19 protein-coding genes are annotated in these 24,753 nt (G+C 69.4%); 14 read left to right on the top strand and 5 right to left on the bottom strand.

The features are described from left to right. Nucleotides 1-14 precede the first annotated feature (14 nt). Nucleotides 15-1,811 carry a S8 family serine peptidase gene (locus tag ACFWN2_RS15895; protein WP_382428133.1) on the top strand — a complete coding sequence of 599 codons (1,797 nt, stop codon included), beginning with the start codon at nucleotides 15-17 and terminating at the stop codon, nucleotides 1,809-1,811. Between the two features lie 357 nt (nucleotides 1,812-2,168). Beyond that, nucleotides 2,169-2,918, top strand: a complete 750-nt coding sequence (locus ACFWN2_RS15890) for a PIG-L family deacetylase (RefSeq protein WP_382428132.1) — start codon at nucleotides 2,169-2,171, stop codon at nucleotides 2,916-2,918. A 60-nt stretch (nucleotides 2,919-2,978) separates the two neighbouring features. Here the strand turns inward: ACFWN2_RS15890 and ACFWN2_RS15885 are convergent, their stop codons facing one another. From ACFWN2_RS15885 to ACFWN2_RS15870, 4 genes are all read right to left on the bottom strand, one after another. Continuing rightward, complete coding sequence (locus tag ACFWN2_RS15885) at nucleotides 2,979-3,581, bottom strand: LPXTG cell wall anchor domain-containing protein (protein ID WP_382428130.1); 603 nt, start codon at nucleotides 3,579-3,581, stop codon at nucleotides 2,979-2,981. Nucleotides 3,582-3,713: 132 nt separating this feature from the next. Further along, a complete protein-coding gene (locus tag ACFWN2_RS15880) occupies nucleotides 3,714-6,584 on the bottom strand; it encodes a DEAD/DEAH box helicase (protein ID WP_382428128.1) in 2,871 nt (956 codons plus the stop codon). A 303-nt stretch (nucleotides 6,585-6,887) separates the two neighbouring features. Then, nucleotides 6,888-7,514, bottom strand: a complete 627-nt coding sequence (locus ACFWN2_RS15875) for a Ku protein (protein ID WP_382428126.1) — start codon at nucleotides 7,512-7,514, stop codon at nucleotides 6,888-6,890. A 154-nt stretch (nucleotides 7,515-7,668) separates the two neighbouring features. Then, nucleotides 7,669-9,054 carry an SDR family NAD(P)-dependent oxidoreductase gene (locus ACFWN2_RS15870; RefSeq protein WP_382428124.1) on the bottom strand — a complete coding sequence of 462 codons (1,386 nt, stop codon included), beginning with the start codon at nucleotides 9,052-9,054 and terminating at the stop codon, nucleotides 7,669-7,671. Between the two features lie 35 nt (nucleotides 9,055-9,089). On the opposite strand from ACFWN2_RS15870, the gene ACFWN2_RS15865 reads away from it, so the two are divergent. Genes ACFWN2_RS15865 through ACFWN2_RS15855 form a run of 3 tightly spaced genes read left to right on the top strand, consistent with a single transcriptional unit; the run spans nucleotide 9,090 to nucleotide 11,455 of the window. Next, a complete protein-coding gene (locus ACFWN2_RS15865; RefSeq protein WP_382428122.1) occupies nucleotides 9,090-9,785 on the top strand; it encodes an HAD family hydrolase in 696 nt (231 codons plus the stop codon). A gap of 54 nt (nucleotides 9,786-9,839) precedes the next feature. Next, a complete protein-coding gene (locus ACFWN2_RS15860; protein ID WP_382428121.1) occupies nucleotides 9,840-11,042 on the top strand; it encodes a DUF4231 domain-containing protein in 1,203 nt (400 codons plus the stop codon). Further along, nucleotides 11,039-11,455, top strand: a complete 417-nt coding sequence (locus ACFWN2_RS15855) for an SLATT domain-containing protein (RefSeq protein ID WP_089926193.1) — start codon at nucleotides 11,039-11,041, stop codon at nucleotides 11,453-11,455. Before ACFWN2_RS15860 ends, ACFWN2_RS15855 begins: the two co-directional genes overlap by 4 nt. A gap of 281 nt (nucleotides 11,456-11,736) precedes the next feature. Here the strand turns inward: ACFWN2_RS15855 and ACFWN2_RS15850 are convergent, their stop codons facing one another. After that, nucleotides 11,737-12,321: a DUF2306 domain-containing protein gene (locus tag ACFWN2_RS15850; RefSeq protein WP_382428119.1), complete on the bottom strand. Its 585-nt coding sequence runs from the start codon at nucleotides 12,319-12,321 to the stop codon at nucleotides 11,737-11,739. A 189-nt stretch (nucleotides 12,322-12,510) separates the two neighbouring features. Between ACFWN2_RS15850 and ACFWN2_RS15845 the strand changes: the two genes are divergently transcribed. The 9 genes from ACFWN2_RS15845 (at nucleotide 12,511) to ACFWN2_RS15805 (ending at nucleotide 24,738) form a co-directional block, all read left to right on the top strand. Next, nucleotides 12,511-12,726, top strand: a complete 216-nt coding sequence (locus ACFWN2_RS15845) for an RNA-binding S4 domain-containing protein (RefSeq protein ID WP_382428117.1) — start codon at nucleotides 12,511-12,513, stop codon at nucleotides 12,724-12,726. 376 nt (nucleotides 12,727-13,102) lie between these two features. Further along, nucleotides 13,103-14,596: a sugar transferase gene (locus ACFWN2_RS15840; protein WP_382428115.1), complete on the top strand. Its 1,494-nt coding sequence runs from the start codon at nucleotides 13,103-13,105 to the stop codon at nucleotides 14,594-14,596. A gap of 70 nt (nucleotides 14,597-14,666) precedes the next feature. After that, nucleotides 14,667-15,704 carry a Gfo/Idh/MocA family protein gene (locus ACFWN2_RS15835; RefSeq protein ID WP_382428114.1) on the top strand — a complete coding sequence of 346 codons (1,038 nt, stop codon included), beginning with the start codon at nucleotides 14,667-14,669 and terminating at the stop codon, nucleotides 15,702-15,704. After that, entirely contained in the window at nucleotides 15,701-16,684 is a 984-nt protein-coding gene (locus ACFWN2_RS15830; protein WP_382428112.1) for an NAD-dependent epimerase/dehydratase family protein, read from the top strand. Before ACFWN2_RS15835 ends, ACFWN2_RS15830 begins: the two co-directional genes overlap by 4 nt. A gap of 354 nt (nucleotides 16,685-17,038) precedes the next feature. Further along, a complete protein-coding gene (locus ACFWN2_RS15825) occupies nucleotides 17,039-18,145 on the top strand; it encodes a DegT/DnrJ/EryC1/StrS family aminotransferase (RefSeq protein WP_382428110.1) in 1,107 nt (368 codons plus the stop codon). Further along, on the top strand, nucleotides 18,142-18,792 hold the full coding sequence (locus ACFWN2_RS15820; protein WP_382428108.1) for a NeuD/PglB/VioB family sugar acetyltransferase: 651 nt from the start codon (nucleotides 18,142-18,144) through the stop codon (nucleotides 18,790-18,792). The genes ACFWN2_RS15825 and ACFWN2_RS15820 overlap by 4 nt, the downstream gene beginning before the upstream one ends. A gap of 46 nt (nucleotides 18,793-18,838) precedes the next feature. Beyond that, complete coding sequence (locus ACFWN2_RS15815; protein ID WP_382428106.1) at nucleotides 18,839-19,945, top strand: DegT/DnrJ/EryC1/StrS family aminotransferase; 1,107 nt, start codon at nucleotides 18,839-18,841, stop codon at nucleotides 19,943-19,945. Beyond that, complete coding sequence (locus tag ACFWN2_RS15810) at nucleotides 19,938-20,489, top strand: acyltransferase (protein WP_382428104.1); 552 nt, start codon at nucleotides 19,938-19,940, stop codon at nucleotides 20,487-20,489. Before ACFWN2_RS15815 ends, ACFWN2_RS15810 begins: the two co-directional genes overlap by 8 nt. A 217-nt stretch (nucleotides 20,490-20,706) precedes the next feature. Further along, a complete protein-coding gene (locus ACFWN2_RS15805) occupies nucleotides 20,707-24,738 on the top strand; it encodes a DUF4082 domain-containing protein (protein ID WP_382428102.1) in 4,032 nt (1,343 codons plus the stop codon). Nucleotides 24,739-24,753 lie beyond the last annotated feature (15 nt).

Raw genomic sequence — 24,753 nt, 5'->3', positions numbered from 1 at the left:
TGGAAGGACCTCACGTGAACGGATTGCGACGCACGAGTGTGTGCGCCGCGGCAGTTTCCGCCGCCGTGCTCAGCGTTGTCGCCCTACCGGCGACCGCTGCCCCCGCCCAGATCCAGTCCCAGCCGGACTCGACCCAGGTGAACCGTCCCTTCGAGCGGCTGATCGTCGGCTACAAGCCCGGCACCGCCGAAGCCTCGTCCGACTCCGCTGCCTCGGACGACGCCCGCAAGAAGGGCAAGTCGCTCCACCGCCGCACGGCGAGTGGCGCGGTCGTCGTCGACCTCGGCTCCAAGACCACGAACGCCGACAACACGATCCAGGCGTTCAAGAACGACCCGAAGGTCGCCTACGTCGAGCCGGACCTGCTGATGCAGCCGTTCGCCGACCCGAACGACACCGAGTACTCCCGGCAGTGGGACCTGTTCGAGGCCACCGCGGGCATGAACGTGCCCGGCGCGTGGTCCAGCACGACCGGCGCGGGCGTCACCGTCGCCGTGATCGACACCGGGTACGTCGCGCACAGCGACCTGGCGAGCAAGGTCGTCGCGGGGTACGACTTCGTTTCCGACTCGGCGCGAGCGCGGGACAACAACGGCCGTGACTCCAACCCGGCCGACGAGGGTGACTGGGTCGCCCGCGGCGAGTGCGGCACGGACGCCAACGGCCAGCCCGTCCCGGCAGCGGACCAGGGTTCGTCCTGGCACGGCACGCACGTGGCCGGCACCATCGCCGCCGCCACGAACAACGGCAAGGGCATCGCGGGCATCGCCTACGACGCCAAGATCCAGCCGTTGCGCGTCCTCGCCAAGTGCGGTGGCGCCACCTCGGACATCGCCGACGCGATCACCTGGGCGTCCGGCGGCACGGTGAGCGGCGTGCCCGCGAACCAGAACGTCGCCAAGGTCATCAACATGTCGCTGGGCGGCCAGTCCTCCTGCTCCACGACGTACCAGAACGCGATCAACGGCGCCATCAACCGCGGCACCACGGTCGTCGTCGCGGCCGGCAACTCGAACATGAACGTCTCGAACTTCACCCCGGCCAACTGCAACGGCGTCATCACCGTCGCGGCGTCGTCCCGTGAGGGCAACAAGGCGTTCTACTCGAACTTCGGCACCCGCATCGACATCGCGGCCCCCGGCGGCGAGACCCGCCGCGGCACCGACACCCCCGGCACCATCACCACGCCGGAGAACGGCATCTGGTCGACGCTGAACGCCGGCGCCACCACCCCCGGTGCCGAGAACTACAAGCCCTACCAGGGCACGTCGATGGCGGCCCCGCACATCGCCGGCCTCGCGGCACTGCTCGTCGCCAAGAAGCCGTCGCTCACCCCGGCCCAGGTCAAGGACCTCATCAAGACCAACGCCCGCACGTTCCCCGGCACCTGCTCGGGCGGCTGCGGCGCGGGCCTCGCGGACGCCACCAAGACCGTGAACGCCGTCGACACCACCCCGCCGCCGTCCGGTGGCCTGGAGAACACGACCGACGTCGCCATCCCTGACCGCGGCGCCGCCGTGACGTCGTCCATCACCTCCACGGTGACGGGCAACGCCTCCTCGGCCACCAAGGTCGGCGTGGACATCGTCCACACCTACCGCGGCGACCTGGTGATCGACCTGATCGCGCCGGACGGCACCGCCTACCGGCTGAAGAACTCGTCCTCTTCGGACAGTGCCGACAACGTGGTGGCGACCTACACGGTCAACGCCTCGTCCGAGGTCGCGGCGGGCACGTGGAAGCTGCGGGTCCAGGACGTGTACTCCGGTGACACCGGGTACATCAACTCCTGGAACCTGACCCTGCGATAGCTCCACGAGTTCGCCGAGGGGCGGCGCCTCCCAGCCTGTGACTGGGGGAGCGCCGCCCTTTCACATGCCGCGCAACGCATGCCGCAGCACCCTGCCGGCCAACGCAATGGCGAAACCGAGGCGTCCATGCCTCTACGGGCTCTGATCAGCGGTAATGACCCGGCCCCAATCGCGATCGTCGCGAAGCGGCGATGACCGGCACCGGCCCGACAAGGCCCACACAACCACCCGCCCAAAGCGACGTGCGGTGTCAAGCTGACCACCCCGCTGGAACCGGCGCCTTCCAACGCAAGCCGGGCAACGCAACCCGACCCGCACACCGGAACAACACCGCCCACCCCAGGTAACGTCGCGCACATGGCCACACTGGTGACGTTCCACGCCCACCCCGACGACGAGTGCATCGTGACAGGCGGCGTGATGCGCAAGGCGTACGAAGACGGGCACCGGGTCGTGCTCGTCGTCGCGACGCGCGGCGAGGCCGGCGAGATCCCGGACTTCCTGCAGGAGGGCGAGGAACTCTGGCAACGGCGAGTCGTGGAGACGCACGCCGCAGCCGACCTCCTGGGCGTAGCGCGCGTGGAGTTCCTGGGATACCGGGACTCCGGGATGATGGGCGACGCGCTCAACGACCAGCCCGGGTCGTTCTGGACCGCGGACGTCGAGGAGGCGGCCCAGAAGCTCGCGGCGATCCTCGTCGACGAGGACGCGAAGGTGCTCACCACGTACGACAGCTTCGGCGGCTACGGCCACCCCGACCACATCCAGACGCACCGGGTGGGCATGCGCGCCGCGGAGATCGCGGGCACGCCGGCCGTCTACCAGGCGCTGGTGCGCGAGTCGGCGTTCCGCGAGGCGTTCCGGCTCGCGGGCATCGAGGAGCCGCCGCCGCTCGGCGAGGGGGCGGTGCCGGAGTCGGAGATCAACGTCGGCGTCGAGGTCGGCGAATACCTCGGGGTGAAGCGGAAGGCGATGCGCGCGCACGCCTCGCAGATCCCCGAGCAGTCGTTCTTCCTGTCGCTGGACGAACCGACGTTCGCGCACGCGTTCGGCACCGAGTGGTTCATCCGCGAGGGGCACGAGCCCGCGACCTCGCTGGATCTCTGACGAGGGCACGAAAACGGGGGCGGTCCGAGTGGACCGCCCCCGTTTCTTCGTTCAGCTACTTCACGCGCTGCGGCGGCGGCGCAGGAACAGCAGGGTGCCGGCACCGGCGCCGACGAGGCCCACGCCCGACAGCAGCAGCCACAGCGGGGAGGCACCGGTCGCCGCGAGGGGCGGTTCCGGAGCGCTGCCCGCAGGGGCGACCGGGGTGGTCGACGCCGGAGGCACCACGGAGGACGAGGGCGTCTCCGGAACCGACGAGGTCGGCTCGGTGGGCTTGGTCTCCGTCGGCGTCGTCGGCTTGGTCGGCTCGGTCGGCTTCACGCACGCCGGGGTCTCGTGCGTCTTCGAGTAGTTGTAGCGCTCGCCGTCCGACGCCTTCACCGTGATGGTGAAGGTGTGCTTGACGGTGCCGTCGGCCTCGAACTTCTTCTCCCAGGACTGACCGAACTTCTCGTCGGCCAGGACCTTGTCACCGTCCTTGATCAGCACGGTGTTCTTGTCGCCGCCCGCGTACTGGGTCAGCTTGACCTTCAGCACAGCCTTGTCCTTGACGCAGTCCGCTGACGACACCGGGGTGTGCGCGCTGGCCGGGGTAGCCAGTGCCAGCGAAGCGAGGGCTGCGGTGGCCGTCACCGCAAGCGCGCCGAGAACTCTGCTTGCCATGGAAACTCCTGCTCTGCGTTGATGCGTGGCGAAACAAGCCACATTCATGAACTGGATCACCCGACCGGGTGAACCGGGCCACGCTAACAACACAGAGGGGTCAGAAGGTCACCGTATGGCAACGCTACGGTGTCACCACGGGTAGATCAGCATGTTTTCTGTTAGCCCGATCGTGCCCGCGACCAACCGCATCTGTTCCACGCCACGCACGTCGGCGTCCAGCAGCCGAGGCGAGCAGATCATCACGGCGAGCGTCTGGGCACGGGACAACGCCACGTTCAATCTGTTACGTGACAAAAGAAAGTCCAGGCCACGCGGCAGGTCCACGGTGGACGACGACGTCATGGACATGATGACGGCCGGTGCCTCCTGCCCTTGGAAGCGGTCCACGGTGCCCACTCGGGTGTCGCCGAACCCCGCCTCGGCGAGCCTGCGCCGGATCACCCTCACCTGCAGGTTGTACGGCGCCACCACCAGGACGTCCGCATCGGTCAGTTCGCGCGTTTTGCCGTTGTCCGTCCAAGTGCGACCCACGATCGCGCGCACGGTGTCGACCACGGCGTCGGCCTCCTCGACGGACGACGTGATGTTGTGCCGGTGGTCGACCTCGCGCAGGTAGATCCCCGGTTCGACGCCCGAGATCGACCGGTTCGCCGCCGACTCGTGCGAATGGAGCAGCCCGGCGTAGGACAGCTCCGACACCGGACGGCACACGGCCGGGTGCATCCGCCGCGTCTCCGCGAGGAAGTAGCCCAGGTGCGGAGGGATCACGTCCGCGTCGCCGAGCAGGTGGCCCAGCGCCGAGGCGTCCGAACCGGGCGGGTGCACGCCCTGCACGACCTGCGGCAGCTGCTGGGGATCGCCCAGCAGCACCAGGTTGCGGGCCGCCGTCCCCACCGCCACCGCGTCGGCCAGCGCGAACTGGCCGGCCTCGTCGATGATCATCACGTCGAACGGCTGCGCCTTGATCACCGCGTTGGAGAAGGTCCACGCCGTGCCGCCGACCAGGTGGCCCTGCGGGTGCTCCTCACGCCACTGGGCGAGCGCGCCGTTGCTCTTCGGCTGGTCCCACGGCAGGCCCTCCTCCGGCTTCTTCTCCTTGGGGCGCTTGGCCATCGGGATGTCCGGGTCCACGCTCGACAGCACGTTCTCGACGGCCTTGTGCGACGTCGACGTCACCGCGACCGTCTTGCCCTGGTCGATCAGGTGCCGCACGAGCTTGGTCGCGAGGTACGTCTTGCCGGCGCCGGGCGGGCCCTGCACCGCGAGCGTGCCGCCGTCGAGCTGGTCGACGGCCTTGATCACGGCCTGCACCACGTCGTCGTGCTGCGGCAACGGTTGCGCGGGCGGCGTGCGCAGCAACAGGTCGATGCCGGGGTTGCGGGGGAGCAGCGGCAACAGGCCGACGGCCTGCTCGGCCAGTTCCGCGACGGCCTCGTCCTTCGGCGACGCGGGCACCGGACTGCCCGGCAGCACCGCGATCGGCATCTCGCCGTGCTCGACCGCGTTGCTCTCGGTCAGCACCAGCTCGTACGGGTTGTCGTCCGAGACCACGGCATTGCGCGTCATGTTGCCGGGGTACAGCAGCCTGACGTTCTCGTTGGCACCGAACGGATGTGGCCGCTCCGGGTCGATCCGCGCGTGCACCTGCCGCTTGTGCGTGCGGACCCGTCCGGCCGGTGGCACCCAGTCGTCGGCCCTCAGCGTGATCGGCACCGCGCAGTTCGAGTCGGTCTCCAGGTCGGAGATCGGCGCGAGTGCCTGCCGGAAGAAGTCGCCCCACGCCGGACTCGCCTCACGCCGGTGGTAGCCGACCGTCGCCGCGAACAACGCGTGGCCCTCTGCCAGCAACGGTTCGGTCAGCGCCGCCACCCGGCGCGCTCGCTCGGCGGCCTTCTCCAGCGCGGCCTCGTCGCGTTCCTCGCGCACGGCGGTCTCGATCTGGCGCTCGACCTTGATGCCGTGCAACAGATCCCGCAACCCGCGCGTGGGCACCTCGTCGTCCAGCAACGGCTTCAGCGCGGGCAGCGTGTACTCCCTTGTGGACACTCGCAGCACCCGCCGCGTCAACGCGCCGAGGTCGACGCAGCGCCGCACGAGTTCGTCCACTTCGGACTCCAGCGTCGCCGACCGAGCGGCCCGCCCGGCGAGGTCGTGCGGCGCGAAGTGGTAGACGGTGCCGGCCGGCGTTCGCTCGACGAACTCGGCGAACGTCCCGGACCACCCCGGCGTCCGGAAAGTGTCGCCGTCGACCTCCAGGAACACGTCGTCCTCGGCCGGCTCCGGCAGGTTCGCCAACGCCTCGGGCGCCACGACCTCGTAGGTGGTGACGCCGGTGCGTTCCTGCCGCACCTGGAGCCGGGCCTGCGCGGTCAGCGCGGTGAAGCTGGCCAGCGACAGGGTGGGCGGCCGTTCCTCGGTCTCCGCGAGCGCGTCGATGGTGTCAATGCCGACCGAAACGAGCTTTCGCCGCTGGTCGGCGCGCAACCCGGCCACCAACGAGAGGTCCCGTGCCTGCTCACGGCCGGAAGCGCAGTGGCGGGCGAACCGGCACCCGGTGCACGCGGCGCGCACGTCACCCCACGACCGGGTCGGCGCGGGTGAGGGCTTCGCGAGCCTCGTGCGCAGCCTGGTCAGCAGGGGAGTGAAGTCGGCGACGCGGAACGACGTGCGCCGGCCGTCGACGATCAGGTGCGCGCGGGACGACCCGAGCGCCTCGGCGGCCGCCACCAGCGACAACACGGCCAGGGGAGTGGCGTCCGGGGCTTCGTCGCACGGCTCGTAGCCGTCGGGCGTGCGCACGAGTGTCTGGGCCGAGCAGTGGAACACGCCGTCGAAGAACACGGCGTTCTCGACGAGATCCGCGCCGGACCGCATCTTCTCGGCCGTGCGGCTGGCCTCGCGGTGCAGGTCGGCGGGGTCACCACGCCGTTCGTCCCGCGCCAGGTAGCTGCGGTGCTCGCATTCGAGCAGGTCGACGAGATCGGACGGACTGGCGAGCATGGACAGTGATGCTAGCCAGCAGCACCGACAGTCGTGGGACCTCGCCCCGCAGTGGCCTGTCCCCAGGCGGCACGGGCGCGCGACCCGCGTTCATCCCCGACTCGCGGGTCGCGCGCCCGCTCCCACCTGGAGCGGTGGCCCAGGGCGTGTCCCGGGAGTTCGTCGGGCGGCAGTGGCGGCCGAGGGCCCCGGAGACGGCACCGCCGCGACGTCCGAATACAACCCGGTATGAGGACGCCGCGGCGGCACCGTCTCCGGGTCTCTCGCCCGCGCCTGCCACCGGACGAACTCCCGGGACACGCCCTAGACGTTCGCCTCCACGAGGTGCAGCAGGGCCTCGTGGTGCGTGTTCGGGTAGTCGTGCGGCCGGAACGGACGCGTCTGCGCCCGCACCAGCGCCGCCGCCGCGGCCAGTTCCCCGGTCCGCACCTCGGTGTCGCGGTGCAGGAACGCGAAGTGCGGCTCCCGCACCTCGTCCGGCCACAGCAACGTGTGCAGCACCAGCACGCCCTGCTGCGGCCGCAACGCCGCCAGCGTTTCCTTGCCCCGCAAGGCGAACTTCACGATCGCGGCGGTCTTGGTGCGCTCCAGCGTCTCCCGCAGCAGCACGTAGGACCGCACGGCCAGGTCGTCCGGCTCCACGTAGTAGCTGCGGTGCAACGCGACCGGGTCCACGTCGACCTGCGGCGCGAACTGCTGCACGTCGATCACGCCGTCCTCGGGCGCGGGCAGGTCGCCGGGGTCGATCTGCACGATCCGGCCGTCGTCGAGCTCGTAGCCGCGCCCGATGTCCTCAGGTGTGAGGCGCAACGAGCAGTCGCCGCACACCTGCTGGTGGCGCACACGGCCGCTGTCCTCGCGGTGCACCAGGTGCACCTTGCTGCGGTGTTCGGTGGCCGCCGACACCAGCCGCACCGTCATCGTGGTCATCCCGAACCGGAGTGCTCCCCGCCACACAGTTCTCATGACAAATGAGTACTCGAACAGGTGTTCAACTACGCATATCAACTGGTGGGAGGCCTCGTTCGGACGCGTCCGACGGATACCTCGGACGCGTGTTTCCGACGAAAGTCACTCGCAAGGCCTACCAGGGCGACGGCGCGTAATCCTTCAGGAAGCACCCGTAAAGGTCTTCGCCCGCCTCACCGCGCACGATCGGGTCGTACACCCGCGCAGCGCCGTCGACCAGGTCCAGCGGGGCGTGGAACCCCTCCTCGGCCAGCCGCAGCTTCATCGGGTGCGGGCGCTCGTCGGTGATCCAGCCCGTGTCGACGGCCGTCATCAGGATGCCGTCGGCCTGCAGCATCTCCTCGGCGCTGGTGCGCGTCAACATGTTCAGCGCGGCCTTCGCCATGTTCGTGTGCGGGTGCCCGGAACCCTTGTAGGCGCGGGAGAACTGCCCCTCCATCGCCGACACGTTCACCACGTACTTGCGGCGGTAGGACGACTTCGCCATCGAGGCGCGCAGGCGGGAGATCAGCAGGAACGGCGCCGTCGAGTTGCAGAGCTGCACTTCGAGCAGCTCCACCGGGTCGACCTCGTCGACGTTCTGGATCCACGAGTTCGTGGCCGCCGTGTCCGGCACGAGGCCGCCCGCGTCGATGTCCTTCGAACCCGCCATCAACGCCAGGGTCGTCACCGAGTGCGCCTCGGGCACGGCCGTGCCGGGCAGCGCGAGCTGGCCGTGGCCGCCGAACGAGATCAGCTCCGGACGATCGGCGTCGCCCGTCAGCGCCTCGTGCTCGGCGTGGGCCAGGGGCGCGTAGGCACCGGGGGAGCGCCGCACGGTCTGGGCTGCGTTGTTGATGAGGACGTCGAGAGGCCCGCGGGAGGCCACCTCGTCGGCCAGCGCCAGCACCTGGGCCGGGTCGCGCAGGTCGATGCCCACGATCTTGAGCCGGTCGATCCACTCGGCGGCGTCCGGCATCGTGGCGAAGCGGCGGGCCGCGTCCTTGGGGAAGCGGGTGGTGATGGTGGTGTGCGCGCCGTCACGCAGCAGGCGCAGCGCGATGTACATGCCGATCTTCGCGCGGCCGCCGGTCAGCAGCGCGTTGCGGCCGGTCAGGTCGGTGCGGGCGTCGCGCTTGCCGTGGTTGAACGCGGCGCAGGCCGGGCAGAGGTTGTGGTAGAAGGCGTCCACCTCGACGAACCGCGACCGGCACGTGTAGCAGGAACGGGCGCGCAGCAACGTGCCCGCCGTGGCGCCGGCGGCGTTCGACACGAGGGGGAGGCCCTGCGTCTCGTCGTCGATGCGGTCCGGCGAGCCGGTGGCCGTCAGCGCGGTGACGGCGCGGTCGTTGGCCAGGACGGCGGCCTTGCGCTCGGTTTTGCGGAACTTCTTCGCGGCCTTGAAGATCTTCGCGGTGGCCCGGCGGACGCGCACGGCGTCGTCGTGTTCCGCCGGCAGGTCCTCGACCTGGGCAAGCACGCGCAGGCAGACTTCCAGCTCTGCGGGGTCGATCGAGGTCATGAGCAGGCATTTTACGGGGTTGGGGGGTGCTCGGGATGACCGGGCCTGAACTGCTGGTGCTGTGGGACGTCGACAACACGCTGATCTCGGCGCGCGGCTTCGGCGGACTGATGTACCGGCACGCGTTCCGGACGGCGTTCGGCAGGGAGCTGGAGGGGCCTGTCGACCTCGGTGGGCGCACCGAGCTGGACGTCATCGGGGAGACGCTGCGCCAGCACGGCATCGAGCACACCGATGACGCGTCGCGGCAGCTGGCGGACGCGCTGGCGAGCTCGTTCGAGACGAGGAGGACCGAGCTGCCCGGCCACGGCGAGGTGCTGCCCGGCGCGCTGCAGGCCCTCGAACACTTCGCGGACGACCCTCGTGTGCACCAGGGCGTGCTGACGGCGAACCTCCGCAGCGTCGCGCTGATCAAGCTGGAGGAGTTCGGCCTGGCCCACCTCGTCGACTGGGACGTCAGCGCGTTCGGCGACGACCACGCCGACCGGGCGGAGCTCGTGACGTTCGCCCGTGAACGCGCACAGCACATCCGGCCGTTCACCCATGACGAGGTCGTGCTCATCGGCGACACCCCGCACGACGTGTACGCGGCGACCAAGGCGGGCGTTCGGCTGGTCGCCGTGGCGACGGGCCGCAGTTCGAGACAGGATCTCCACCGAGCTGGAGCCCAGATCGTGATCGACGACCTGAGCGACCTGAAAGCGCTGACCAGGGGTGTGTGGGCGACCTGAGACGGGTCTGAACGGCCCTGGCCTCCGGTCGATCACGGCGTTATGGTGCGCGGCATGCCCACAGCAGGCGGCCCGACAGTCAAACGGCTGTCCCAGCCGGACGCCGACATCAAACCCAAGGCCCTCGGTTTGCCCCGGGGCCGCACGGTGATCTCGGTCTTCGGCTCCACACAAGACATCGAGACGGATCTCGCCGCGAAGTTGTTGCCGGTGCTGAGATCCGTCGTCGTGACCGCGGCGCGCAACGGCGCCGTGTTCGTCACCGAAGGCACCGACCGAGGCGTTGTCCACTTGCTGGGCATGGCTTTGCAGGCGTGCGAACAGCGCTGGCCCGTCGTCATCGGCGTCGCGCCGAGCAGCAAGGTGCACGACCTCACCGAGGCCTCCACCAACGGTCAGGTGGCGCTGGAACCCAACCACAGCATCGCCGTCATCGTGCCCGGTTCGGAGTGGACGGACGCGACACCGGTGCTGTTCCGCACGATCGACGCCGTGCGCAACAAGAAGCCGGTCGTCGCTCTCGTCGTCGGAGGCGAGAACGAGAAGGAGGTCGTCGACCACCTCAGCGGCGACAACCCGTTGCTGGTGCTCGCCGGAACCGGTGGCCTCGCGGACCGCATCGCGACGGGTGACCTCACCGGCGACCTCGCGGTGCTCGTGCGCAGCGGCAAGATCTTCATCATCCACGTGGACGAGGGCGCCGGTAAGGCCGTCACCGCGCTGGAACGGTTGCTGGGCAAGGAGAAGCCCGTCAAGCCGCCGAGGATCCTGCCCAAGGTCCGCTACAAGGCGCCGGAACCGCGTCCGCTGGTCGACCCCGGCTTCGTCGTGGCGTACCCGACGCTCGCCGACGCCATCCACGACGCGAACCAGGTCGTCGCGCCGGCGTTCCAGGAGCTCGACGCCGAGGCGGAGGTCGAGCAGAACCGCTACCGGCTCATGGCCGTGCTCGCGATCGCGGGCGGCCTGACCACGACGGTGTTCGCCGCGCTGCAGACGTGGCTCAAGGACACGCCGTGGCCCGGTGTGCTCGTCGTGGCGGGCGGTGCGTTCGCCGCGGCCGTCACGATCGTGGCGCGCAAGCGCGAGTCGCTCGACAAGTACCTCACCGCCCGGTCGCGCGCGGAACGCCTGCGGGCGCTGTACTTCGCGCACCTCGCCTCCGTCGCGCCGGCCACGGAGGAGGAACGTCAGGACAAGGTGGCGGACCTGGAAGCCGCCGTCAGCAACCGCAAGCACGAGGTGGTGCGGACATGAGCGACAAGCAGCGCCAGGCCCAGTTCGTGGAAGCCTATCTGCGCCACCGCTTCCAGGACCGCCTCGACCACTTCGAGCGGTCCCGCAAGCGGTTCTCCCGCGCCCGCACGTGGACCGTCGCGCTCGCCGCGGCCTTCTTCATCGCCGCCGCTGCCGCAGCGGCCGTCGGCATGGCGGACGGGCCGCGCAGGGCCATGTGGGGTTTCGCCGCAACGACTCTGGCCGCGCTGGGCACCGCGATGTCGCTGTACGAGGCGACGTTCGGGTTCCGCCGGCTGGCGCGGGAGAGCGCCACCACTTCCGTTGCGCTGCAACGGCTCGCGGTGGACGGTCCCACGCCGGACGACGTCGACGACGAACGGCTGGTCGCATTTGTGACCGAAGTGGAGTCGGTGCTCAGGTACGGGCGGTAAAGATCGCGAAGCAGCAAAAATCGTTTGCAGAGCGTAAGAAAGAAAGCGCTCCCACGGTTTACACGCTGCGTGGGTGATCGATTACGGTAAGCACAAGTTCTGGTGTTTCCGTCACCCAGTTGCCATGATGACCACATCCCCCGATGCGGAAGCAGGCACGACATGACTTGGGCGCGTCCCGCGATCGCCGAGCCCGAAACCGGCACCTTCGCCGAGGCCAAGGCTCTGGAAAAGGAGCACAGCACGATTCAGAACAGCAAGGCGGCACGCACCGTGGCCTGTCACGCCACGGACGCGCTGGACTGCGCCGACCTGCTGGAGATGCTGGGCCTCAGCGCCACGGAGGGCAAGGTCCGGGTGTAACCCCGAGACTGGATCCACCACTCGGCCACCAGCAGGTTCACCACGAACGACAGCCAGTTCGCGGTGGCGAAGACCAGCAGCCCGTCCCCGTCGGGCATCAGAGCGCCGAGTGCGAGGCCCCAGAGGCGACCCGTGATGGCGGCGCCGGTGAGTGCGAAACCGCGGATCATCCAGATGCGGTGTTCGCCGAACCGGCGCCGCCTCGCCGTTTTCAGGCCGTGCACCGCGCTGGCGAACCAGAGCACCGACAGGACCGTCAGCGGCGCCGACGACGCCAGGCCGGCCAGTGACAGCTGCGCGCACACCACGCCGAGCACGGACGACGGGAACACCGCCGCGAAGTAGACGCGTCCCATCACCCGGTGCACGCGCGGATGGCGGGCTCTGAGCCCCGGCCAGAACTGCGAGACACCCGCCAGGACCGCAACCGTTCCGGTGAAGATGTGCGCGACGAGAAGGCCGTAGTGCACCGGTCCGTGCAACGGCGGTCTCGATTGGTTCATGTCCAAAGTCACGTACGCGCTCGCGGCGAAGATCGTTATCGCGACGCAGACGAATCCCGACACCGCCAACCAGGCGGCGTACCCCCTCGAAGTTTTCATACTTCAAGCGTGTCAACGGGTTCACTCGAACGCGCTGGGGTGCGCCCCCGAGCGCGCGGTGGGGCGCACCCTACTGGGATGATGTGACTCATGCGGACGGTCGAGATCTCCGAAGAGCCGATCAGGCTAGGACAGTTCCTCAAGCTGGCGCAGCTGGCGGAGGACGGTGGGCACGCGAAAGAGCTCATCGAGGACGGAGAAGTCCACGTCAACGGCGCTGTGGAGCTGCGTCGCGGTGCACAGCTGCGGCACGGTGACGTAGTGGTCGTCAACAGTGACGAAGTACGCGTTTCCGTCCGGCCGTAGCGCATTGCTCCGTTCAGCGGTAAGTACATGCACAATCGCAGACGATCAGACTAGGGCCTGAAGACCTGTTCTGAGCCATTACCTCGTGGCATAAGACGCGCCTATGTCCCTTTTGGACATCAAGAATCGTCTTGCCTCGCCACGGTTTCCAGGTGGTGAGACGCGCGTCACGTCCGATATGCGGGCACCGGGGAAACTTTTTTCCAGGGTCTGTAACGCGGATGCCGGAACGTGCGAATCACCGGTTGCGAGCTCCGGCTGTCGAGCCCCAATGCGGCAGCTCCGGAGTTCGCGCCAGATCTGAGAATCAAGGTCCTCGGGGTGACCTGCGTACGTGCACGTCCGAAATCGCCGCTGAGCCGGGGAGATCAGAACGATGAGTGAGCAGGTCCGCGCTGCCCGTGACGTTGACGGGTCGCGCTCCACGCTCAATACGCTGTCGGAACGCAGACAGACCCACCCACCCGTAGCGCGTTGGGAAAGTCGCTACCGATATGCCGTGATCACCGCCGACGTCGTGACCATTGCCCTGGTCGTCGTCGCCGTCGGTGCCGTCATGAGCATGCGGCACACCGCCTTCGGGCCGCTTTCCCTTGCATTGCTGGACATACTCACAGTAGTCCTAGTCGTCGGCTCACTCGCGATCAACCGCGTGTGGCAGCCGGCGGTGCTCGGCCAGGGAGCCGAGGAGTTCCGAAGACTCGGCCGGGGTTTGTTCGGTGCCGTCGTGGCGCTCGGCCTCGGAGCGCTCGCCGTCGACATCCCCGGCGCCCGCCTGTGGATCTTCGTCGTAGTACCCGCGATCGCCCTGGTCGCGTTCCCCATGCGCTACCTCCTGCGCCGCCCGCTGCACCGCGGCCGCAAGGAAGGGCGCTTCCTGCTCTCGGTCCTCGCCGCCGGCAACCTGGACACCGTCGAGGACCTCATCCACCGCACCAAGCGCGTCGCCCACCTCGGCTGGCGCGTGGACGCGATCTGCACGATCGACGGCCGCGGCCGCTCCGGCACCGACGTCGAGGGTGTTCCCGTCGTCGGCCAGCTGCGCGAGCTCGCCGAGCACGTCCGCCGCGGTGGGTACCGCATCGTCGCCGTCACACCCGACGCCTACTGGACACCTCGCCGTCTCCAGCAGCTCGCGTGGGCGCTCGAAGGCTCCGGTGCCGAGATGGTCGTGTCGCCCGGTCTCATGGACGTCGCCGGCCCGCGACTGCACATGAGCGCCGTGCTGGGCATGCCACTGCTGCGCGTGAGCGAGCCGGCACTGAGCGGCTTCCGCCGCCTGGTCAAGGAAGTCGTCGACCGCGTCGGAGCGTTCGCACTCCTGATCGCATTGGCACCGCTGATGTTCGCCGTCGCCGCGTTCGTCATGATCGACAGCCGCGGCCCCGTCTTCTACCGCCAGAAGCGGGTCGGCAAGACCGGCGTGCCGTTCACGATCATCAAGTTCCGCACCATGGTGACCAACGCCGACGCGTTGCGCGCCAGGCTCGCCGCCGTCGACGAGGGCAACGGCGTGCTGTTCAAGATGAAGAGGGACCCGCGCATCACCAAGGTCGGCACGTTCCTGCGCCGCTACTCGATCGACGAGCTACCGCAGCTGTTCAACGTCCTCGCGGGCAGCATGTCGCTCGTCGGTCCGCGCCCGCCGCTGCCGGAGGAGACCGCGAAGTACTCCTCGGACGTGCGGCGCCGCCTGCTGGTGAAGCCCGGCCTGACCGGCCTCTGGCAGGTGAGCGGACGCAGCGACCTCTCGTGGGAGGAGTCGGTGCGGCTCGACCTGCGCTACGTCGAGGACTGGTCCCTCGCGCTCGACCTCGTGATCATGTGGAAGACCTTCCGCGCCGTCTTCGGCGGCCAGGGGGCCTACTGATGGAGAACCCGGACTTGCTCACGCTCACTGGCATCGGAGGCCAGGGCTCTACTGACGGGACTACGACGGCATGACTGACAACGCGATCGGCCTTGCCGTCATCGGCGCCGGGTACTGGGGGCCGAACCTCGTTCGCAACGCCCAGGCCACCCCGGCGCTGCACCTGCGCTACCTGTGCGACCTCGACGTGGAGAAGGCTCAGCGCGTGCTGGGTCAGTACTCCACGGTGCGCGCCACCGCTTCGCTGGACGAGGTCCTCGCCGACCCCGAGGTGCACGCGGTCGCCATCGCCACCCCCGCCGCCACACACCTGCCCGTCGCGCTCGCGGCGCTGGAGGCCGGCAAGCACGTCCTCGTGGAGAAGCCCCTCGCGGCCAACTTCGAGGACGGCCTGAAGCTCGTCGAGACCGCGGAACAGCGCGGCCTCACCCTGATGCTGGACCACACCTTCGCGTACACGTCGTCGGTGCAGCACCTGCGGAAGATCATCCGCGGTGGCGAGCTCGGCGACATCCAGTACATCGACTCGGTGCGCATCAACCTCGGTCTGGTGCAGCCGGACGTCGACGTGCTGTGGGACCTCGCTCCGCACGACCTGTCGATCTTCGAGGCGATCCTGCCCGACGACGTCCACCCGGTGGAGGTCGCGGCGCACGGCTCGGACCCGATCGGCGCGGGCGTCGCGTGCGTCGGCCACCTCACGGTCCGGCTGTCCAACGGCGCGATCACCCACGTGCACGTGAACTGGTTGTCGCCCACGAAGATCCGCACGATGGTCATCGGCGGCTCGCAGCGCACGGTCGTGTGGGACGACAACAACCCGGCGCAGCGACTGTCCATTTACGACCGCGGTGTCGACCGCTCGGTGGAGCAGCAGAAGATCTCCTACCGCACCGGTGACATGGTCGCGCCGGCGCTGGTGGAACGCGAGGCGCTGCGCACGATGATGGCGGAGTTCGCCACGTCCATCACCGAGAAGCGCGCGCCGCTGACCGACGGCCGCGCGGGCCTGCGCGTGCTGGCGGTGCTGGAGGCGGCGTCGGAGTCGCTGCGCTCCGGCGGGCTCTTCGTTCCGGTTCAACAAGTTGAAGGCAGGGTTTCAGCATGACGGCACAGCCGATCACCGGTCAGCGCGCGCTCGTCACGGGCGGCGCCGGAACCATCGGGTCGTCGGTCGTGGACCAGCTCGTCGAGGCCGGCGCGGCCGAGGTCGTCGTGCTGGACAACTTCGTGCGCGGCCGCCGCGAGAACCTGGCGCAGGCGCTCGAATCCGGTGTCGTCCGCGTCGTCGAGGGCGACATCAACGACAAGGCGCTGGTGCGCGAGCTGACCGAGGGCATGGACCTCGTCTTCCACCTCGCCGCCATCCGCATCACCCAGTGCGCGGAGGAACCGCGCCTCGCGCTGGAGTGCCTGGTCGACGGCACGTTCACCGTGATCGAGGCGGCCGCGGCCGCCGGGGTGAAGAAGGTCATCGCGTCGTCGTCGGCCTCGGTCTACGGCCTCGCGGAGTCGTTCCCCACCGACGAACGGCACCACCCGTACAACAACGACACCTTCTACGGCGCCGCGAAGGCGTTCAACGAGGGCATGCTGCGCAGCTTCAAGGCCATGCACGGCCTCGACTACGTGGCACTGCGCTACTTCAACGTGTACGGACCGCGGATGGACGTCCACGGTCTGTACACCGAGGTGCTCATCCGCTGGATGGAGCGCATCGTCGACGGCAAGTCGCCGCTCATCTTCGGCGACGGTGCCCAGACGATGGACTTCGTGCACGTGCACGACATCGCACGCGCCAACATCCTCGCGGCCAAGGCGCCGGTCACGGACGCGGTGTACAACATCGCGTCCTCGAAGGAGACCTCGCTCAAGGAGCTCGCCCTCGCGCTGCTCGCCGCGATGGACTCCGACCTGCCGCTGGAGCACGGCCCCGAGCGCAAGGTGAACGGCGTGACGCGCCGGCTCGCCGACATCAGCCTCGCGGCCACCGAGCTCGGGTGGAAGCCCGAGATCGAGATGGACGGCGGACTGCGCGACCTCGTCGCGTGGTGGCGTGCGGAGAAGGACGCCGCGCAGAACGCCTGACAACCCCCGGAACCGCGGCGGGGCCGGTCGACACCCCCAGGTCGACCGGCGCCCGCCGCACCCCGATCGCAGTGCCGCCATTCGGGACGCCGTCGTCCCCGCCGGTGCTGTTGATCTCACGCACCGTGACGAAGTCGCGGAAGTCGTTGCGCCCGTTGGGTTTTGTTTGGATCAATACCTCAAGACGTGTAACGACAGTCGGTTTCGGCCCGACGTCCTATTAGGAATGTCGATGGCTCGCGCCGGTGCGGCCGTCCGTCCCGACCAAGAGTTCGTGGAGGCCTTGCGCCTCGTGGAAAAGGGAGTTTCCGTGTCCGCGCAGAGTTCCGCAGGGGGCCGTCGATGATCCCGGTGATGCGACCGCTGATCGGCGAGGAGGAGGCCCAGGCGGCGGCGGAGGCCGTGCGTTCCGGCTGGGTCGCGCAGGGGCCTCGGGTGCGGACCTTCGAGGAGGCGTTCGCCGCACGGGTCGGTGCCGGGCACGGTGTCGCCGTGTCGTCGTGCACCACCGGGCTGCACCTGGCGCTGCACCTGCTGGAGATCGGTCCCGGCGACGAGGTCGTCGTGCCGTCGTTCTCCTTCATCGCGACGGCGAACGCCGTGCGGTACTGCGGTGCGACCCCGGTGTTCGCCGACGTGTCCGAGGAGACGGGCAACCTGACCGCCGAGACGGTGGCCGCGGTCGTCACACCCCGGACGCGCGCGATCGTCCTGGTGCACCAGGGCGGTGTGCCCGCGGACGTCGAGTCCTTCGCCGGGCTGGGGCTGCCGATCGTCGAGGACGCGGCCTGTGCCGCCGGGTCGACCTACCGCGGCGCTCCGGCGGGCGCGGGCGCGAACCTGGCCGCGTGGTCGTTCCACCCGCGCAAGCTGCTCACCACCGGTGAGGGCGGGATGCTCACGACCGACGACCCCGACGTGGCACTGCGGGCGCGGCGGCTGCGCGAGCACGGCATGAGCGTCAGCGCGGCGGACCGCCACGCGGGTGGCGGTGTCGTGCTGGAGGAGTACCTGGAGACCGCCTTCAACTACCGCATGACCGACATCCAGGCCGCGGTCGGCCTGGTGCAACTCGGCCGCCTGGACGCGATCATCGCGCGCCGCCGTGAGCTGGCCGCGCGCTACCACGAGCTGCTCACGGGGATCCCCGGCCTGCGCGCCGTGCGGGACCCCGCCCACGGCACCACGAACTACCAGTCGTTCTGGGTGGAGCTGCCGCAGGACTGCCCGGTCGAGCGCAACGAGGTGCTGAACCGCCTGGCGGCCAAGGGCGTGTCCGCGCGGCGCGGGATCATGGCGTCGCACCTGGAGCCCGCGTACGCCGGCCACCCGCACGCGCCGCTGCCGGTCACCGAACGACTGACGAGCCGGACGCTGATCCTGCCGCTGTTCCACGAGCTGACCGAGGCCGAGCAGGAACAGGTCGTCGACGCGCTCGAACTGGCGTGTGACGCGCGATGAAACCGCTGCTGCTGATCGGTGCCGGTGGCCTCGCACGTGAGGCGCTGGCGACGATCGCCGCGGTGAACGAGGTCCGTCCGCGGTGGTCCGTGCTCGGCCTGCTCGACGACGCACCCGAGAAGCACGGGGCGGTGCTGGACGGCGCCGAGGTGCTCGGACCGGTCGACCTGGTGCGCGAGCACCCCGAGGCGCAGGTGCTGATCTGCACGGCGAGTCCGGCGCGCCGGGACAGCAGGGTGCGGATCGCGCAGCGGCTCGGGTTCGACGACGAGCGCTACGCCACTTTGGTGCACCCGCAGGCGAGCGTCGCGGCCGGGGTGGAACTCGGCGCGGGCACGATGCTGTTCGCCTGCGCTGTGATCACCGCCCCCCAACGGGTCGGGCGCTTCGTGCTGGCCATGCCGCACGTGCTGCTGACCCACGACGACTCCGTCGCGGACGGCGTGACGCTGGCCGGCCGGGCCTCGCTGGCAGGGGCCGTCCAGGTGGGGGAGAGCGCCTACATCGGGTCCGGCGCGCTGGTGCGCGAAGGCCTGACGATCGGCGCGGGAGCGCTGGTGGGCATGGGATCCGTGGTGCTGCGGGACGTTCCGGCCGGGGAGACCTGGGCCGGCGTGCCCGCGCGAGAACTGGGGGTGAGGGTGTGAACAGCCCGCGCCCCACGACGAGGAAGCGAACGAGAGGGCAGTCCCAGTGAACATCCCGTTGGTCGATCTCGGCCTGCAGCGCGACCGCATCGCCGCTGAGGTCGAGGAGGGTTTCGCCAGGGTGCTGGCGAAGACCGCGTTCATCGGCGGCCCGGACGTCACGGCGTTCGAGGAGGAGTTCGCCGCGTTCACCGGCACGGCGCACTGCGTCGGCGTCGCGAACGGCACGGACGCGCTGGAGCTCGCCCTGCGCGCCGCCGGCATCCGCGAGGGTGACCACGTCGCGTTGCCCGCCAACACCTTCGTCGCCACGGCCGAGGCCGCGGTGCGCGCGGGCGCGGTACCGGTGCCGGTCGACGTCGACCCGGCGCACCTGCTGCTCGACCCCGACGAGTTCGAGAAGGTCGCGTCGCGCTGCCAGGCCGTCCTGCCGGTGCACCTGTTCGGTCAGCTCGCGCCGATGAACGCCATCCGCGCGATCGCGGAGCGGCACGGCGTGAAGATCGTCGAGGACGCCGCGCAGTGCCAGGGCGCCACCCAGAACGGCACGCCGATGGGCGGCTTCGGCGTCGCCGCGGCCACGAGCTTCTACCCCGGCAAGAACCTCGGCGCGTTCGGTGACGCGGGTGCCGTGGTCACCGACGACCCGGAGGTGGCCCGCAAGCTCCGGCTGCTCGCCAACCACGGCAGCGACAAGAAGTACTCGCACCCCGAGCTGGGCTTCAACTCGCGCCTCGACACGCTGCAGGCCGTCGTGCTGCGCGCGAAGCTCAAGCAGCTCAGCGGCTGGAACACCGAGCGCGCGCTCGCCGCCGACACCTACGCCGAACTGCTCGCCGACGTCTCCGGGGTCCGGCTGCCGGGCACCGCGGACGGCAACGAGCACGTGTGGCACCTGTACGTGGTGCGCGTGCACAACCGCGACGAGGTGTTGAAGCACCTCAACGACAACGGCGTGGGCGCGGGCATCCACTACCCGACGCCGGTGCACCGCACGGGCGCGTTCGCCAAGTACGGCCGGCCGGACGGCTACCCGGTGGCGGAGCTCGCGGCGGACGAGATCCTGTCGCTGCCCCTGTTCCCCGGCATCACCCACGAGCAGCAGGCGCGCGTCGCGGCTGTGTTGAAGGAAGCGGTGGCGGCCCATGCCTAGCGTTCACCCCCTGGGGCTCAACGAAAGCGACTCGGTCGGCGAGGGCACGCGCATCTGGGCGTGGGCCCACGTGCTGCCCGGTGCCGTCGTCGGCGCGGACTGCAACATCTGCGACCACGCGTTCGTCGAGGGCGGCGTCGTCCTGGGCGACAGGGTCACGGTCAAGAACGCCGTGCTGCTGTTCGACGGCGTCTCGGTCGGCGACGACGTGTTCCTCGGCCCGAACGTCGTCTTCACCAACGACCTGAGGCCCCGCGCGCACATCAAGAAGGGCCCGGAGGCTCTGCTGACCACGCGCGTGGAGAACGGCGTCACGCTGGGTGCCGGTACGACCGTCGTTTGTGGAACGAAGATCGGCGCGCACGCGTTCGCCGCGGCCGGCGCGGTGATCACGAGGGACGTGCCGGCGCACGCGTTCGTCGCGGGCAACCCCGCCAAGGTCCGCGGCTGGGTCTGCGAGTGCGGCGAACGGCTGGCCGAGGACCTCACCTGCGTGTGCGGCAAGGCGTACCAGAAGTCCGGTGACGGGCTGGTCGGCGCGTGAGGACGGTTCATCCGTCCTCCGTGGACGGGTGCACTGACGGTGAACGGCTTGTGACGCAAGGAAGTTGAAGGTCTCCCCTGGCGGGGGTTTTCATCCCTCGTCGGTTATGTCAAGGGCACTGACAGTGAAATGCGTTGGTATACACCAAATTTCGTAACGCTGCGAGGTGTATGGCCGAAAGTAAGACAAACGGCGTAGGGCCCTATGGAGGCACGTGATGGGCAGACCGGCGCACAGGATTCGTGTGGCCAAGAAGGTCTGGGGAAGCGCCCTTGTGGGCGCGCTGGCCGCGACATTCGTCGTAGGCCTTTCGGGCAGCGCCACGGCGGGCCCCTGTGATCCACCGAACAACGCGATCGTCTGCGAGAACTCGCTGGACGGCACGCCGAAGGACGAGTGGTGGATCGAGTCACCGTACGGCGAGATCGAGGGATTCGCCACGGCGACGAGCGTGCAACCGGGGGAGCAGCTCAACTTCAAGATCAAAACCCCGAGCAACAACTACAAGGTCGAGATCCTGCGACTCGGGTACTACAAGAACGGTGAGGGCGCTCGGCGCGTCACGACGCTGAACCCCATCGTCTCCCTGCCGCAGAGCCAGCCCTTCTGCGCCTACGACGGCAACGTGGGCCTCGTCGACTGCGGCAACTGGGCCGTGTCGGCGCGCTGGAACGTGCCGTCCAACCAGATCCCCGGCTTCTACATCGCGAACTTCGTGCGCGACGACGGCGTGGCCGGCGCGAGCCAGTACCCGTTCGTGGTGCGCAGCGACTCCTCCACGTCGGACATCGTCGTGCAGACCTCCGACCAGACGTGGCAGGCGTACAACAAGTACGGCGACCGGCCGAACGTCAACGAGTTCAACCTCTACGAGGGCGGTTTCGCCGGCTCGTCCGACGGCCGCGCCTACAAGGTGAGCTACAACCGCCCGTACCGCAACGGTGGCACGGCGAACTTCCTCAACGCCGAGTACCCGCTGGTGCGCTGGCTGGAGAAGAACGGGTACAACGTCTCCTACCTGTCCGGTGTGGACGTCACCCGCAACCCCGCGCTGGTGCGCAACCACAAGGTGTACGTGTCGTCGGGTCACGACGAGTACGTGAACGCCGCGCAACGCACGGGCATCGAGCAGGCCCGCGCGGCCGGCGTCAACATGATGTTCATGTCGGGCAACGAGTGGTTCTGGAAGACCCGCTTCGAGAACAGCATCGACCCTTCGCACACCCCGTACCGGACCCTGGTCTGCTACAAGGAGACGAAGGCCGTCCCGCTGACGAAGATCGACCCGAGTCCTGAGTGGACCGGCACGTGGCGCGACCCGCGCCTGTCGCCGCCCAGCGACGCGGGCAAGCCGGAGAACGCGATCACCGGCACGCTGTTCATGGTCAACGGCTACCGCGCGGACGCCATCCAGGTGCCGGCGGCCTACGGGAAGATGCGCTTCTGGCGCGACACCCCGCTCGCGACCGCGACCACCACGACGACGCTGCCGACCGGCACGCTCGGCTACGAGTGGAACGTCGACCCGGACAACAACTACCGGCCTCCGGGCGCGGTGCCGCTGTCCGAGACGACCGTGACGGTCGACGACGGCCAGCTGCTGCTCGACAACGGCCACTTCTACGGCGGTGGTCCCGCCACGCACAAGATGGTGCTCTACCGCGACCAGACCAGCCGCGCGCTGGTGTGGGGCGCCGGCACCGTGCAGTGGTCGTGGGGCCTCGACGGCGACCACCTCTACCCGTACGGCGCGCCGACGACCACGCCCACCAGCCAGCCCATGCAGCAGGCGACGGTGAACGTGCTGGCGGACATGAACGTCCAGCCGCAGAACCTGCGCTCGCCGCTGACCATCGCGACCCGCAGCACCGACACGACCGGACCGGCCGTGACCGTCACCAACCCGGTGGCGAACTCCACGGTCCCGGCCGGCACGCAGCACACGATCTCCGGCACCGCGCTCGACTCGGGCGGTGGCAAGGTCGGCTCGGTCGAGGTCTCCATCGACGGCGGCACGACCTGGCGCCGCGCGAACGGCACCTCCACGTGGACCTACCCGTGGACGCCGTCGAACCTCGGACCCGCCTCCATCAAGGTCCGCGCGTCCGACGACAACGCGAACCTCGGCGCGACCACGACGGTGAACCTGACCGTCGGCGCGCAGCAGTGCCCGTGCACCGTGTTCGGCAACCAGACACCGTCCACCGTGGACAGCGGTGACACGTCGGCGATCGAGCTCGGCATGAAGATCAAGACGTCCGTCAACGCGAACGTCACCGGCGTGCGGTTCTACAAGGCGGCCGCCAACACCGGCACGCACACCGGTTCGCTGTGGAACTCCTCCGGCCAGCGCCTCGCGACCGGAACGTTCACCGGTGAGTCCGCGTCCGGCTGGCAGACGCTCACGTTCGCGCAGCCGGTCGGCATCAGGGCCGGCCAGACCTACACCGTGTCGTACTCGACGACGACAGGGCACTACGCCTTCACCGCCGGGTACTTCAACGGCAAGGGCGCGGGCGTCGTCCCGATCACCGCCCCGTCGGCGGAGTCCTCCGGTGGCAACGGCATGTTCCGCTACGGCGCCGGGTTCCCGGACTCGACGTTCAACGGCGGCAACTACTGGGTCGACGCGGTCGTCACCACCGACGGCGCCGACAACAACCCGCCGACGGTGACCTCCAGCAACCCGGCGGTCAACGGCACGGGCGCGCACACCGACCAGGACGTGGCGGTGACGTTCTCCGAACCCGTCGACCCGTCGAGCGTCTCGTTCACCCTCACCCAGGGCTCGACCCAGGTGCCGGGTGCGGCGAGCACGAACGACAACGTCGTGCGGTTCACGCCGACGAACCTGTTGCTGCCCAACACCTCCTACACCGCGACGATCAACGCCACGGACGGTTTCGGCAACGCGCTCGCGCAGCCGAGGACGTGGAACTTCACGACCGGTGCGGGACCGGCGCCGTGCCCCTGCACGGTGTTCGGGCAGGCGGTGCCGAACAACACCGACACCAACGACCCGAGTGACGTCGAGCTGGGCATGAAGTTCACCAGCTCCAGCAACGCCGTGGTCACCGGTGTCCGGTACTACAAGTCGGCCGCCAACACGGGCACGCACACCGGTTCGCTCTACGCGGCCAACGGCACGCGCCTCGCCACCGGGACGTTCGTCAACGAGACGTCGACCGGCTGGCAGACGCTGACGTTCGCGCAGGGCGTGCAGATCCAGGCCGGCAAGACCTACGTCGTGTCGTACCGGACGCCGAGCGGGCACTACGCGGCCGACGGCGGGTACTTCGCGAACAAGGGCGCCGGACGTGGCGTGGTGACCGCGCCGACCTCGGCGGCCGCGGGTGGCCAGGGCGTCTTCCAGTACGGCGGCGGGTTCCCGTCGAACTCGTACAACGACACCAACTACTGGGTCGACCCGGTCGTCGTGACCGACGGCGCGGACAACTCGCCGCCGACCGTGACGAACCGCGACCCGCAGGCGAACGCGACCGGCGTGCCCACCGGCAACGGTGTGACGGCCACGTTCAACGAGCCGGTCGACGCCGAGTCGGTCAGCCTCACGGTCAAGGTGACCGGTGGAGCGAACGTCGCGGGCACCACGCGCGTGACGCCGGACGGCAGGTCGGTGAGCTTCGCACCCAACGCGGACCTCGCGGGCAACACGTCCTACACCGTCACGGTTTCCGCGACGGACCTGCAGGGCAACTCGATGCCGGCACCGCACACCTGGACGTTCACGACCGGAGCGGCGGGCGCCTGCCCGTGCACCCTGTTCCGCTCGGTGGACGCCCCGGCGGTGACCGCGATCGACTCGCCGGTGGAGCTCGGCACGAGGATCACGCCGTCCGCCAACGGTTCGATCACCGGTGTCCGGTTCTACAAGTCCGTGGGCGACACGGGCACGCACACCGGCACGCTGTGGTCGTCGACGGGCCAGGCGCTCGCCACGGGCACGTTCAGCAACGAGACCGGAAGTGGCTGGCAGACGCTGACCTTCTCCAGCCCGGTCGCGGTGACCGCGGGGACCACGTACGTGGTGTCGTTCCACACCTCCGCGGGCTACTACGGCTACACGACCGGTTACTTCAACGAGAACAGGACGAGGGGCCCGCTGACCGCACCCGCCCACTCCGGCTCGGCGCCCAATGGCGTCTACCGGTACGGCTCGGGCGGGGTCATGCCGGGTGACAGTGGCGGCGGTACCAACTACTGGGTCGACGCCGTGTTCGACAACTAGGGGAGGGTGAACGGC

Source organism: Lentzea sp. NPDC058436, assembly GCF_042721515.1.
In the GTDB taxonomy this organism is placed as follows: Bacteria; Actinomycetota; Actinomycetes; order Mycobacteriales; family Pseudonocardiaceae; genus Lentzea.
This window is presented reverse-complemented; position numbering and strand designations above follow the sequence as displayed.

Bases quoted from the DNA above. Each gene is read 5' to 3' on its own strand.
- ACFWN2_RS15890 (WP_382428132.1), top strand. From the start codon at position 2,169: ATGGCCACACTGGTGACGTTCCACGCCCACCCCGACGACGAGTGCATC.
- ACFWN2_RS15885 (WP_382428130.1), bottom strand. From the start codon at position 3,581: ATGGCAAGCAGAGTTCTCGGCGCGCTTGCGGTGACGGCCACCGCAGCC.
- ACFWN2_RS15880 (WP_382428128.1), bottom strand. From the start codon at position 6,584: ATGCTCGCCAGTCCGTCCGATCTCGTCGACCTGCTCGAATGCGAGCAC.
- ACFWN2_RS15875 (WP_382428126.1), bottom strand. From the start codon at position 7,514: ATGACCACGATGACGGTGCGGCTGGTGTCGGCGGCCACCGAACACCGC.
- ACFWN2_RS15870 (WP_382428124.1), bottom strand. From the start codon at position 9,054: ATGACCTCGATCGACCCCGCAGAGCTGGAAGTCTGCCTGCGCGTGCTT.
- ACFWN2_RS15865 (WP_382428122.1), top strand. From the start codon at position 9,090: ATGACCGGGCCTGAACTGCTGGTGCTGTGGGACGTCGACAACACGCTG.
- ACFWN2_RS15860 (WP_382428121.1), top strand. From the start codon at position 9,840: ATGCCCACAGCAGGCGGCCCGACAGTCAAACGGCTGTCCCAGCCGGAC.
- ACFWN2_RS15855 (WP_089926193.1), top strand. From the start codon at position 11,039: ATGAGCGACAAGCAGCGCCAGGCCCAGTTCGTGGAAGCCTATCTGCGC.
- ACFWN2_RS15850 (WP_382428119.1), bottom strand. From the start codon at position 12,321: ATGAACCAATCGAGACCGCCGTTGCACGGACCGGTGCACTACGGCCTT.
- ACFWN2_RS15845 (WP_382428117.1), top strand. From the start codon at position 12,511: ATGCGGACGGTCGAGATCTCCGAAGAGCCGATCAGGCTAGGACAGTTC.
- ACFWN2_RS15840 (WP_382428115.1), top strand. From the start codon at position 13,103: ATGAGTGAGCAGGTCCGCGCTGCCCGTGACGTTGACGGGTCGCGCTCC.
- ACFWN2_RS15835 (WP_382428114.1), top strand. From the start codon at position 14,667: ATGACTGACAACGCGATCGGCCTTGCCGTCATCGGCGCCGGGTACTGG.
- ACFWN2_RS15830 (WP_382428112.1), top strand. From the start codon at position 15,701: ATGACGGCACAGCCGATCACCGGTCAGCGCGCGCTCGTCACGGGCGGC.
- ACFWN2_RS15825 (WP_382428110.1), top strand. From the start codon at position 17,039: ATGCGACCGCTGATCGGCGAGGAGGAGGCCCAGGCGGCGGCGGAGGCC.
- ACFWN2_RS15820 (WP_382428108.1), top strand. From the start codon at position 18,142: ATGAAACCGCTGCTGCTGATCGGTGCCGGTGGCCTCGCACGTGAGGCG.
- ACFWN2_RS15810 (WP_382428104.1), top strand. From the start codon at position 19,938: ATGCCTAGCGTTCACCCCCTGGGGCTCAACGAAAGCGACTCGGTCGGC.
- ACFWN2_RS15805 (WP_382428102.1), top strand. From the start codon at position 20,707: ATGGGCAGACCGGCGCACAGGATTCGTGTGGCCAAGAAGGTCTGGGGA.